This is a genomic window from Streptomyces sp. UC4497, from assembly GCF_054871485.1.
This window is the reverse complement of sequence record NZ_JBTYHB010000024.1, coordinates 115,677-127,360: the sequence shown is the minus strand read 5'-3', so window position 1 is coordinate 127,360 and position 11,684 is coordinate 115,677. Positions and strand designations below refer to the sequence as shown.

Below are 11,684 nucleotides of genomic sequence, written 5' to 3'. Positions count from 1 at the left end.
GGTCGCCGCGCCGCGGTGCGGTTTTGGGCCGAACGCTTCTTCGGCACGCCCCCAACTACGCTGTTTGTGGCGCCCCCGCCCCCACCAGTCCCACCCTTTGGACCCCCCGGGGGGCCCGCGCCGTTCAGTCGGCGCGGGCCCCCTGTGCGTGGCGGCGGCTACTGGGGATCCGGCCCCGTGGCCACCGGGCGCGCCTCGTCGGCGGACCACTGGGACCAGGAACCGACGTACAGCTGGGCGTCGATGCCCGCCACGGCGAGCGCCAGGATCTCGTGCGCGGCCGAGACGCCCGAGCCGCAGTAGACGCCGACCTGGCCCGGATCGCCGTTCGCACCAAGGGACTTGAAGCGCTCCGCGAGCTCGGCGGCCGGCCGGAAGCGGCCGTCGTCGCCGACGTTCTCCGTGGTCGGAGCGGACACCGCGCCGGGGATGTGGCCGCCGACGCGGTCGATGGGCTCCACGTCACCGCGGTAGCGCTCGGCGGCGCGGGCGTCGAGGAGCAGGCCGGAGCGGGCCAGGGCCGCGGCGGCGTCCGCGTCGAGCAGGCCGGTGGCACCGGGTGCAGGCTCGAAGGTGCCCGGCTGCGGCGTCGGGGCCGTGGTCTCCAGGGGCCCGTCCCAGGCGGCAAGCCCACCGTCGAGAACTCGCACGGACGGGTGACCCGTCCAGCGCAACAGCCACCAGGCGCGTGCCGCGGCCCAGCCCTGCCCACCGTCGTATACGACGACGTCGCGGTCCGCCGAGACGCCGGCGGCGCGCATCGCCGCGCCGAACGCGGACAGCTCGGGCAAGGGGTGTCGGCCGTCCCCCGGGCCCGCGTGACCAGCGAGTTCCGTATCGAGATCGACGTAGACCGCGCCGGGCACATGGCCCGCCGCGTACTCGGCACGGCCGTCGAACGCGGGTGCTCCCGCGGTCTTGGCGAGGCTGAGCTGCCAGCGGACGTCGAGCAGCACGGGGGGCCGCTCACCCGTCAACTCGCTCGCGAGTTCGGATGCGGAGATGATGGCATTCATGGGCCCATCCTTGCTCATGCTCTGGCCCGCGCGCTCGTGGTCGTATAGCGTGCTCGATCGACTACCGAGCGTCTATTGACCGGACATGGCAGGGTCGTGGCGCCGAAACGAATGCGAAACACCGTTTCGGGCATCCTCAGCGGGGAGTCCGATGGTTTCGGCGCGGCCAGGGAGCGTCGCGCGGCACCGAGTGCCACCATCGGCACGGGCGCCACCTGACACATGGGATCCCGAGCCGCGGGCCCCGAGGGTCCCGTTCCGAGGAGAGAGTGACGATGACCGAGGCAGCAGCCCGGCGCGCACCCGGCACACCTTGCTGGGTGAGCCTGATGGTGCACGGCATGGCCGCGACCCAGGAGTTCTACGGGGCGCTGTTCGGCTGGGAGTTCGAGCCCGGCCCACAGCAGCTCGGCCCGTACGCACGGGCCCTCCTCGACGGCAAGGAGGTCGCCGGGATCGGCCAACTGCCGCCCGACCGCCACCTGCCGCTCGCCTGGACCCCCTACTTCGCCTCGGACGACGTGGACGCGACGGCCGAGACGGTGCGGCACTGCGGCGGCACGGTGGGCGTGGGCCCGCTGGACGCCGGGGAGGCCGGCCGGATGGCTATCGGCTCCGACCCCACGGGCGCGGTGTTCGGGATCTGGCAGGCCGCCGGGCACGTGGGCTCGGCGGTGACCGGGGTGCCGGGCGCGATGGCGTGGAACGAGCTGGTGACGCGGGAGACCGCGAGCGTCGCGAAGTTCTACCAGGCGGTCTTCGGATACTCCGAAGAGGCCGTCGTCTCCGCCGACTTCGACTTCCTGACCCTGCACCTGGCGGGCCACCCCGTGGCCTCCGTGCACGGCGTCGGCCACGCCCTGCCCCGCGACCAGGGCCCGCACTGGATGACGTACTTCACGGTCAAGGACGTGGACGAGGCCGTGGAACGCGTCGCCGACCTGGGCGGCCACGTGGTGACCGCAGCCCGCGAGGGCACACACGGGCGGGTGGCCACGGTGGCGGATCCGGAGGGGGCGGAGTTCTCGCTGGTGGCGCCCCCGGCCGCGTAGGCGGGGCGTTTCCCGAGGCCTGCGTCCCGCTCAGGCGGAGCCGACCGGCAGCACGTCCGGGGACAGTGCCGCCGCGTGTGCCGTGGCGCTCGTCATCCGCCTGCTGTGATGCCGCCGGCACAGCACCTCGTAGCCGATCTCGTCCGGCGACCGGTTCACGTCACCGACGACGACCTGGGCGCCCTCGACGACCATCGCGCCGTTGACGGTACGGGCGTTGTGCGTGGCGCGGGCGCCGCACCAGCACAGCGCCTCCACCTGCAACACCTCTACGCGGTCGGCGAGTTCGACCAGACGCTGCGAGCCGGGGAACAGCTTGGAGCGGAAGTCGGTCGTGATACCGAAGGCGAAGACGTCGAGTTCCAGCTCGTCGACGACCCGGGCGAGCTGGTCGATCTGCTCGGGCGCGAGGAACTGCGCCTCGTCCGCGATCAGGTAGTCCACCCGGCCGCCGTGCGAGAGATGGTCGACCACGTACGCGTAGACATCCAGGTCGTCCGCGACCTCCACGGCGTCCGTGACCAGGCCGAGGCGGGAGGAGAGCTTGCCCTCCCCCGCCCGGTCGTCGCGGGTGAAGATGAGGCCCTGGAGGCCGCGCGCCGAGCGGTTGTGCTCGATCTGCAGAGCGAGGGTCGACTTCCCACAGTCCATCGTTCCGGAGAAGAACACCAGCTCGGGCATGGGAAGTTGAGCACCTTTCGCGTGACGTGAGGGGGTTGCCGAGGCGGTCGGCGTGGCCGAGGTGGCCGGAGGGTTCAGGAGCGTACTTCCAGCAGCGGTACGAGCTGTTCCGCCGGAGTCATCGAGCCGTGGTTGCCGACCATCAGGGATTCCTTCGGCTCGTTCCGCGAGGCGATGAGGACCACGTCGTCACGGGCCGCTGCGATGACGTCGCCGAGCCGGTCGTACACACGTTGATCGACCTGTGGGCCGAACCAGCCGGCCGCGATCGCCTCGTCGCGCGAGGCGATCCAGAACTGCTCGCCGAGCACCTCTCGCCACACCGTGAGCACGTCGGCCGCCGCGCCCGGCACCGCGTACACATGGCGGGCGCGGCCCTCGCCGCCCAACAGGGCGACGCCCGCGCCCAGTTCCCAGTCCTCGTCGAAGTCGATGCGGGACTGCTCGTCGAAGGCGATGTCGACCATGCCGTGGTCCGCGGTGACGTACAGGGCGCTGCGCGGCGGCAGTTGCTCGGCGAGGCGCTGCGCGAGGCGGTCGACGTACATGAGCTGGCCGCGCCAGGGGTCGGAGTCGACGCCGAAGCGGTGCCCCTTGCCGTCGACCTCGCTGTAGTACGTGTACACCAGCGACCGGTCGCCCGCGGCCAGCTGCTCGGCGGCGAGGTCCATGCGGTCCTCGCCGGAGAGGCGGCCGTAGAACGTGCCACCGCTGAGGGCGATCTTGGTGAGGGGGGTCGTCTCGAAGTGCGGCGCGGACACCTGTGCCGTGTGAATGCCCGCCTCGTGGGCGCGCTGGAAGATCGTGGGGTACGGCTGCCAGGTCCGCGGCTTCGTCCACGGGTTCCAGCGGAGCTGGTTCATCAGCTCGCCGGTGGCCGGGTTGCGCACGGTGTAGCCGGGCAGGCCGTGCGCGCCAGGGGGCAGGCCCGTGCCCACGGAGGCGAGGGAGGTCGCGGTGGTCGCCGGGTAGCCCGCGGTGATCGGGCGGCCCGTACCGCCGCGCGAGGACGGTATGAGCGAGCTGAGGAACGGCGCCTCGTCCGGGTGCGCCCTGAGCTGCTCCCAGCCCAGGCCGTCGATGAGGAACACGCAGGCGCGGTCGACCGGCTGCAGCTCGGAGATGCCGGCGGTGCAGCCGGGCACGCCCAGGTGGGCGCCGATGGTGGGCAGCAGATCCGCGAGGGATCCGGTGCCGTACGCCGGGACGGGAGCGGAGTGGACGGGCAGCGGCTCTACGTCGTCCCAGGCGGCCTGCGTCATCGGCGGCCCGCGTCCGCGATGGCCTCGGAGAGGGACTGGGCGAAGGTGAGGGCCTGGCGCACGGTCTCCGGGCCGTCCCCGGCCTCGCTGACGCGCAGGCTCAGGTCGTCCGCGGTCGTGCTGCCCGTGTACCCGTGGTCCGCCTCGCAGTTGGGGTCGCCGCAGGTCGCGGGCTCCAGGTCGATGCGGGACACGGCGCCCCAGCCGATGGTGAGGACGACCTCGCGGGGCAGCGACCCCGGGACGTACTTCTCCGGATTGGCGACGACGCGGCTGAGCACGACCGAGGAGATCCGGCCGATCTGCACGGACTCCGTCGACGTCGTCGCGTACGACGTCGGGGACGTGCTGTCGGCGGCCTGCTCGTCGGTGTGGCTGACGATGAAGCGACTGTCGGTCAGGACCAGGACGGTGACATGACGACGCACCTCGTTCGCATCGAACGTGGTCTCCTGGTGCACCAGATACGACGAGATGGGCTCGCCGCCGACCGCGGCCTCCACCGCCTCGGCCACAAGAGCCGGGTAGTAACCGCTGCGCTCGATCGCCGCTCGCAGCCCTTGGGTCGTCGTACTGGTCTTGGCCATGTGGTCCATCCTAAGGCCCGTAAAGAGACTGCCGATGCCCCTGTGGATAACTCTCCGTGAGGGGCTCTTACGAGGTGGTTCAGTACGCGGCGGGCAGGGTGCGCGGGCCGAGGTCGTCGCGGGCGGGCGGCGGCGCGAGCCGGACGGAGGCGCCGAGCACGGTCAGCCCGCGCTCCGCCACGACGACCGGTTCGAGGGCGACGCCGACGACCTCGGGGTGGTCGTCGACCAAGCGGGACACGCGCTGCAGCAGTTCTTCGAGCGCGGGGGTGTCCACGGGGGCCGCGCCGCGCCAGCCGAAGAGGATCGGGGACGTCTTGATGGACCGCACGATCGCCTGCGCGTCCTTGTCGGTCACCGGGATCAGCCGGTGCGCGGTGTCACCGAGCAGCTCGGAGGCGGCTCCGGCGAGCCCGAAGGAGAGCACGGCGCCGGCGGCCGGGTCTATGACGGCGCGTACGACGGTGTCGACTCCGCGCGGCGCCATCGACTGCACGACCGGCCGCAGTTCGGCGGGCTTGCCGAGCCGCTGGGTCAGGTCTTCGTAGGCGCGCCGCAGCTCTGCTTCGCCGGCCAGGTCCAGGCGTACGCCACCGAGGTCGGGGCGGTGCCGCAGATGCGGGGCGGTCGTCTTCAGGGCCACCGGGTAGCCGAGCGTGCGCGCGGCCGCCGCGGCCTCGTCGGGGCCGGGAGCGGGCAGCGTGCTGCGGACGTCGATGCCGTAGCGGGACAGCAGGGCGCGGGCGTCCTCCGGGGCGAGCTCCGCGCCTCGCGGGTCGCCCTCCTTGGCGAGCAGTTCCGTGATGAGCTCGGCGGCCCCCTGCTCGTCGACGGCGTCGTACTCGGGCACCTTGCCGGGCGTGGCGGCGTCGCGTCGCCACTGGGCGTACTTGGCCACCTGGGAGAGCGCGCGGACGGCGCGCTCGGCGGCAGGGTAGGCGGGGATGAGGCGCGGAGCGCGGTCCACAGGAGGCGGGCTGCCTTCGGGGGCGTCCGGCGTCTCGGGGCCCCCAGGGGTCTCCGAAGTGGCGCGCTGGGGCAGGGCGTCGGGCGCGTTGGGCCCCGTGCTGGCCGCGGCGGAGAGTGCTTCCGCGAGGCCACCGAGTTCGACGTGGACGACGAGCACCGGCTTCGTGGGGCCGGTGGCGGCTGCCGCGCTCAGGGCGGCCGCGAGTTCCGCGTCCTCCGAAGGGCCCTCCCCCACGGCGGGGATCGCGGTGACCACGACGGCGTCCGTCTTCTCGTCGGCCAGCGCCTGCTCCAGTGCGGCCCGGAAGTCGGCGGCGGACGCGGCGGTCGTCAGGTCCAGCGGCGGCTTGGGCCGCAGTCCTTCGGAGAGGCACACGTCGTACGTAAGGAGGCCGAGCGACTCCGAGTTGCCGAGGATGGCGACGCGCGGCCCCTCGGGCAGCGGCTGGCGGGCCAACAGGAGGCCGGTGTCCACGAGTTCGGTGATCGTGTCGACCCGGATGACCCCCGCCTGGCGCAGCAGCGCGGACACGGTGGCGTACGGGAGGCGGGTGGCCCGCACCGCGTGACCCGTCGGCGCGATGCCGCTGTGCCGGGCGCCCTGCACGACCACCAGGGGCTTGGCGGCGGCGGTGCGGCGGGCGAGGCGGGTGAACTTGCGGGGGTTGCCGATCGATTCGAGGTACATGAGGGCGACGTCGGTGTCCGCGTCGTCGTACCAGTACTGAAGGACGTCGTTCCCGGAGACGTCCGCGCGGTTGCCCGCGGAGACGAACGTGGAGACGCCGCTGGCTCCGGTGACTCCCCCGCCCCTGCGGTGCAGGCGGGACAGGAGCGCGATGCCGATGGCGCCGGACTGGGCGAACAGGCCGATGCGCCCGGGGCGCGGCATCTCGGGGGCGAGCGAGGCGTTGAGCCGTACGTCCGGTGACGTGTTGACGACCCCGAAGGCGTTCGGCCCGATGATGCGCATTCCGTAGCTGCGGGCCTGGCGGACCAGGGCGCGCTGGCGCTCGCGGCCCTCGTCCCCGCTCTCCGCGTAGCCGGCGGAGACCACGACGAGGCCCTGTACGCCGCGCTCGCCGCACTCGGCGACGACCTCGGGGACGTCCGGGGCGGGCACGGCCACGACGGCCAGGTCGACCGCCTCCGCCGGGTCGATGTCGCGTACGGAGCGGTGGGCGGGCACGCCGTCGATCTCGGTGACGTCGTCCCCGAACGCCTGGTTCACCGCGTACAGGCGTCCGGTGAAGCCCGCGTCCTTCAGGTTGTCGAGAACGCTGCGGCCCACTCCTCCGGCCGCACGTCCCACGCCGATCACGGCGACGGAGCCGGGGGCGAGCAGGCGCTGCACCGAGCGGGCCTCGGCGCGCTGCTCGCGCGCGTGCTGCACCGCGAGCGAGGCCTCCGTGGGCTCGATGTCGAACTCCAGGCGGACGACGCCGTCCTCGAAGCTGCGCTTCTGCGTGTATCCGGCATCCCGGAACACCTTGATCATCTTGCTGTTGGCGGGCAGCACCTCGGCGGCGAACCGGCGGATGCCGCGCTCGCGGGCGACGGCCGCGATGTGCTCCAGGAGGGCGGAGGCGACGCCCCGGCCCTGGTGGGCGTCCTGCACGAGGAAGGCGACCTCCGCCTCGTCGGCGGGCGCGGTCGCCGACATGCCCTGCTCGTTGATCCGGTCGTAGCGCACCGTGGCGATGAACTCGCCGCCCACCGTGACCGCGAGACCGACTCGGTCCACGTAGTCGTGATGGGTGAAGCGGTGCACGTCCTTGGCGGACAGGCGGGGGTAGGGCGCGAAGAAGCGGTAGTACTTCGACTCGTCCGAGACCTGCTCGTAGAAGCTGGTCAGATGCTCGGCGTCCGCGGTCGTGATGGGCCTGATCCGCGCGGTGCCGCCGTCGCGCAGCACCACGTCGGCCTCCCAGTGGGCGGGGTACGCATGGCGGTCCGACGGGGTCTCCATGCCGCAAGGGTAGGGCCGGGCACCGACAGACGGCGGTCGGTCGTACGGGTCGCGGCCCGTGCGTACGGAGGGCACCCTATGGAGGACCGAAGGGCCGTGCCGGTGGGGACCTGGGTCCGCGTCACGCACGCCATCCGATATGGAACACTGGTCTAGACAACCGTGAGACACCTGAAGGGCAGCATCACATGGCTGAGCGCCGCGTCAACGTCGGCTGGGCCGAGGGCCTCCACGCCCGCCCCGCTTCCATCTTCGTCCGCGCTGCCACGGCCGCCGGCGTTCCCGTGACGATCGCCAAGGCCGACGGCAACCCCGTCAACGCCGCCTCCATGCTGGCCGTGCTCGGCCTGGGCGCGCAAGGCGGCGAGGAGATCGTGCTGGCTTCCGACGCCGAGGGTGCGGACGCCGCGCTCGACCGTCTGGCGAAGCTGGTCGCCGAGGGGCTCGAGGAGCTTCCCGAGACCGTCTGACACAAAGACAAAAAGCAGTACGGCCAAGCCGCGCGTTCCCCTTCGGGGCGCGCGGCTTTTTCGTTCGCTATTGCGGCGTGAATTGGACGGCAGGAAAAAGGCAGCGGGAATTCATCCGCACCCTGTTCAACCCATTCACCGAATAGTGCACTTCTTTGTATACGGCGCCGTTGTTAAACCTGGCGCCCCACCGTGTTGACTGCATGTTGCGAAGTCCTCACATGCTCGCCCGCGCGGGGGACGCGCAGCCTGTGGGCGGCCGTCGCGCGCTCCGCGTGCAGGGTGGCCAGGGCGCGGGCGCGCTCCGCGTCGCCGCGCGCCACGGCGTCGACGATGGCGCCGTGCTCGGCCCAGGACTCGGCCGGCCGGGCCGGGCTCTCCACGGTGTACATCCAGGCGATCTTGTGGCGGAGCTGGGTGAGCAGGGTGATCAGACCGGGGCTGCCGGAGGCCTGTGCGAGCGTCTCGTGGAACCAGCTGCCGAGGGAGCGCAGATCCTCGCTCTGGCCCCGCCGGGAGCGCTCCTGCCCCAGCCTGACCAGGCCACGCAGCACTTTGAGGTGGGCCTCGGTGCGGCGCTGCGCGGCGCGGGCGGCGCCCATGGGTTCGAGCAGCATGCGGATCTCCAGGAGGTCGGCCGCCTCCCGCTCGGTGGGTTCGGCCACGCACGCGCCCGCGTGCCTGCGCGTGACGACGAACCCCTCCGCCTCCAGGGTGCGCAGCGCCTCGCGGACGGGCACGCGCGAGACCCCGTAGCGACGCGCGAGCAGTTCCTCGGTGAGCCTGCCGCCGCGCTCGTAGACGCCGGCGACGATGTCGTCGCGGATCGCTGTGCATACCGACTGCGCGGGAATGCGCATGACTCGACCTCCGCCTCAATGCCCGCGATACGCGGCCGATTGACGCCCGGTCAAGCGCGAATGACACGTGGCCGGAACGTTTACCCGGAGACTCTATTCCACCGGAGTTGAATTTCCGACGAGGGAACTGAATCCAGGGATATTTTTTGGACAGTGCGGACCCGCGCACGCGAAAGCCCCGGCTCGGTGAGCCGGGGCTTTCGTGGAGTGTGCCTGACGGGTCAGACGTTCACACCGTGCTGGCGCAGGTACGCGACGGGGTCGATGTCCGAGCCGTAGTCGGGGCCGGTGCGGGCCTCGAAGTGGAGGTGCGGGCCCGTGACGTTGCCGGTGGCCCCGGAGAGGCCTATCTGCTGGCCGGGGGTGACGTCCTGGCCGACGGAGACGCCGATCGAGGACAGGTGACCGTACTGGGTGTACGTACCGTCCTTCATCTTGATCACGACGTTGTTGCCGTACGAGCCGCCCCAGCCGGCCTCGACGACGGTGCCCATGCCGACCGCGTGCACCGAAGTGCCGCTGGAGGCGTGGAAGTCGATGCCGGTGTGGCTGCCGGAGGACCACAGTCCGCTGCCGGCCTGGTAGGCGGTGGAGACGTACGAGCCGGAGATCGGCGACACGAAGCTGTTCAGGCGCTTGCGCTCGGCCTCGCGGGCGGCGCGCTCCTTGGCCTCGCGCTCCTTCTCGGCCTTCTCGGCGGCCCGCTTCTTGGCCTCCGCCTCGGCCTTGCGCTTGGCCTCCTCGGCCTTCTTCTTGGCCTCGGCCTCGGCCTTCGCCTTGGCGGCGGCCTTCTGCTGCGCGGTGGCCTGCGCGTCGATCTGCTCGGCCAGGGAGTCGCCGATGGCGACGGCCTGCGTGAGGCCATCGTGCGGGGCTGCCGCGGCGTCGGCGGCGAGGGCGGGGGCGGCGAGGCCGCCCACCACGCCCGTCGTGGTGATCGCGGCGACGCCGGCGACCTGAGCGGTGGTACGCGTCAGGCGGCTGGGACGGCGGTGCTTCCCGGTGGCACGGGTGAACGCCATGAAGTGGCTGGTCCTTTCCTTCCTTCTCGCCTACCGGGTTAGCTGACGGGTTCGGAGCAGGAAGGTCTCCTACAGGCCCCCTCCCCTTACGAGAAGAGCGCCCGATTCACCCCAGGGACTTCGGTGGGTCCCCGGCTCCCCTGGCTCGCACCATGGGGACTCGGCGATGACTGTCCGGTGTCGCGGGCGCGACGTACGTCTGGCGGACAGCCGGAGGGAACGCTAAGCGGGCCGTCTTTGGATCGACAAACAGAACCCGGCTTTTGTAGTGCACGCCACAGGGCAGACAGGCAACCACCACATCAATTCGGACATTTGCGCGCGTGTGGTGATTGAAGATGATCGTGACCGACGCCACGAAGCCCCGGCGGCCGATGCCGGCGCCGGGGCTTCGTGGTGTGTCGCGGAAGACGGACTCAGCTCTCGACCACCGTGACTTCGCCGATGCCGAGCGCCTTGACCGGCTCCTCGATCTGCGCGGCGTCACCCACCAGGATCGTCACCAGGCGGTCCGCCGGGAACGCGCTCACGACGGCGGCCGTGGCCTCCACGGTGCCCGTGGCGGCCAGTTGCCGGTACACCTGCGCCTGGAAGTCGTCCGGCAGGTGCTGCTCGACCTGGTCGGCGAGGGTGCTCGCGACGGCCGCCGCGGTCTCGAACTTGAGCGGGGCCACACCCACCAAGTTCTGTACGGCGGTGTCCCGTTCGGCATCCGTGAGCCCCTCGGCCGCCAGCGTGCGCAGGACCTTCCACAGGTCGTCGAGCGCGGGCCCGGTGTTCGGAGTGTCCACCGAGCCGCTGATGGCGAGCATCGCGGCGCCGCTGCCGTCGGGCGCGGAGCGCAGCACCTGGGCGAAGGAGCGCACTCCGTAGGTGTAGCCCTTCTCCTCGCGCAGGACGCGGTCCAGGCGCGACGTGAGGGTGCCGCCCAGGCAGTACGTGCCGAGGACCTGCGCGGCCCACACACGGTCGTGCTTGTCCGGCCCGACCCGGCCCATGAGCAACTGCGTCTGCACGGCGCCCGGGCGGTTCACGATGACCACACGGCCCGTGTCGTCGGCGACGACCGGCGGCACGGGGCGCGGCTCGGCGGTGTCGCCGGTCCAGGCGCCGAGCGTGTCGGCGAGGAGGGCGTCCAGGTCGATGCCCGTCAGATCGCCCACGACGACAGCCGTGGCGGTGGCGGGGCGTACGTGCCGGTCGTAGAAGGCGCGCACGGCCGCCGCGTCGATGGCGGAGACGGTCTCCTCGGTGCCTTGGCGCGGGCGCGACACGCGCGCGTCGGCCGGGAAGAGCTGCTTGGAGAGCTCCTTGGCGGCACGCCGGGCCGGATTCGCGGCCTCGTGCGGGATCTCGTCCAGGCGGTTGCGGACGAGGCGCTCGATCTCGCTGTCGTCGAAGGCGGGGGCCCGCAGGGCGTCGGCCAGGAGGGCGAGGCCCTTGGAGAGGCGGGAGGCCGGCACTTCGAGGGAGGCACGGACGCCGGGGTGGTCGGCGTGCGCGTCCATCGTGGCGCCGCAGCGCTCCAGCTCGGCGGCGAACTCCTCGGCGGAGTGCTTGTCGGTGCCTTCGTTGAAGGCACGCGCCATGATCGTCGCGACGCCGTCGAGCCCCTTCGGTTCGGCGTCCAGCGGCGCGTCCAGGTGCACCTCAACGGCGATGACCTGCTGTCCCGGCCGGTGGCAGCGCAGCACCGTCAGGCCGTTGGGGAGCGCGCCGCGCTCCGGGGCCGGGAACGCCCAGGGCTTGGGCTCGCCCGCCTGCGGCCGCGGGTGGAAGTCCATGTTCGCGAGCTG

General features: G+C 72.0%; 10 protein-coding genes and 1 riboswitch. Of the genes, 2 read left to right on the top strand and 8 right to left on the bottom strand.

Going from position 1 to position 11,684, the window contains the following annotated elements; genetic code table 11:
* Positions 1 to 158: 158 nt before the first annotated feature.
* A complete protein-coding gene (locus ACYSUO_RS28545) occupies positions 159 to 1,016 on the bottom strand; it encodes a sulfurtransferase (RefSeq protein WP_461779102.1) in 858 nt (285 codons plus the stop codon).
* Between the two features lie 275 nt (positions 1,017 to 1,291).
* Here ACYSUO_RS28545 and ACYSUO_RS28540 point away from each other — a divergent pair, with 275 nt between their 5' ends.
* Entirely contained in the window at positions 1,292 to 2,068 is a 777-nt protein-coding gene (locus ACYSUO_RS28540) for a VOC family protein (RefSeq protein ID WP_461779101.1), read from the top strand.
* A gap of 30 nt (positions 2,069 to 2,098) precedes the next feature.
* On the opposite strand, the gene ACYSUO_RS28535 is transcribed toward ACYSUO_RS28540, so the two are convergent.
* From ACYSUO_RS28535 to ACYSUO_RS28520, 4 genes are all read right to left on the bottom strand, one after another.
* Positions 2,099 to 2,749 (bottom strand): thymidine kinase, encoded by a 651-nt coding sequence (locus ACYSUO_RS28535; RefSeq protein ID WP_327661139.1) that lies wholly within the window; start codon positions 2,747 to 2,749, stop codon positions 2,099 to 2,101.
* 74 nt (positions 2,750 to 2,823) lie between these two features.
* Positions 2,824 to 4,011 carry an alkaline phosphatase family protein gene (locus ACYSUO_RS28530; RefSeq protein ID WP_461779100.1) on the bottom strand — a complete coding sequence of 396 codons (1,188 nt, stop codon included), beginning with the start codon at positions 4,009 to 4,011 and terminating at the stop codon, positions 2,824 to 2,826.
* Entirely contained in the window at positions 4,008 to 4,598 is a 591-nt protein-coding gene (locus ACYSUO_RS28525) for a DUF5998 family protein (RefSeq protein WP_389274413.1), read from the bottom strand. Before ACYSUO_RS28525 ends, ACYSUO_RS28530 begins: the two co-directional genes overlap by 4 nt.
* 79 nt (positions 4,599 to 4,677) lie before the next feature.
* Positions 4,678 to 7,536, bottom strand: a complete 2,859-nt coding sequence (locus ACYSUO_RS28520) for a bifunctional acetate--CoA ligase family protein/GNAT family N-acetyltransferase (RefSeq protein WP_461779099.1) — start codon at positions 7,534 to 7,536, stop codon at positions 4,678 to 4,680.
* 188 nt (positions 7,537 to 7,724) lie between these two features.
* Here ACYSUO_RS28520 and ACYSUO_RS28515 point away from each other — a divergent pair, with 188 nt between their 5' ends.
* Positions 7,725 to 8,006 (top strand): HPr family phosphocarrier protein, encoded by a 282-nt coding sequence (locus tag ACYSUO_RS28515; RefSeq protein WP_030021209.1) that lies wholly within the window; start codon positions 7,725 to 7,727, stop codon positions 8,004 to 8,006.
* 173 nt (positions 8,007 to 8,179) lie between these two features.
* On the opposite strand, the gene ACYSUO_RS28510 is transcribed toward ACYSUO_RS28515, so the two are convergent.
* From ACYSUO_RS28510 to ACYSUO_RS28500, 3 genes are all read right to left on the bottom strand, one after another.
* Positions 8,180 to 8,866 carry a GntR family transcriptional regulator gene (locus ACYSUO_RS28510; protein ID WP_461779098.1) on the bottom strand — a complete coding sequence of 229 codons (687 nt, stop codon included), beginning with the start codon at positions 8,864 to 8,866 and terminating at the stop codon, positions 8,180 to 8,182.
* A 221-nt stretch (positions 8,867 to 9,087) separates the two neighbouring features.
* The gene (locus ACYSUO_RS28505) at positions 9,088 to 9,888 is read right to left on the bottom strand and encodes a M23 family metallopeptidase (RefSeq protein ID WP_461779097.1); all 801 of its coding nucleotides are present in this window, start codon (positions 9,886 to 9,888) and stop codon (positions 9,088 to 9,090) included.
* A 12-nt stretch (positions 9,889 to 9,900) separates the two neighbouring features.
* Positions 9,901 to 10,064, bottom strand: a riboswitch (cyclic di-AMP (ydaO/yuaA leader).
* A gap of 240 nt (positions 10,065 to 10,304) precedes the next feature.
* Positions 10,305 to 11,672: a M16 family metallopeptidase gene (locus ACYSUO_RS28500; RefSeq protein ID WP_461779109.1), complete on the bottom strand. Its 1,368-nt coding sequence runs from the start codon at positions 11,670 to 11,672 to the stop codon at positions 10,305 to 10,307.
* Between the last annotated feature and the right edge of the window lie 12 nt (positions 11,673 to 11,684).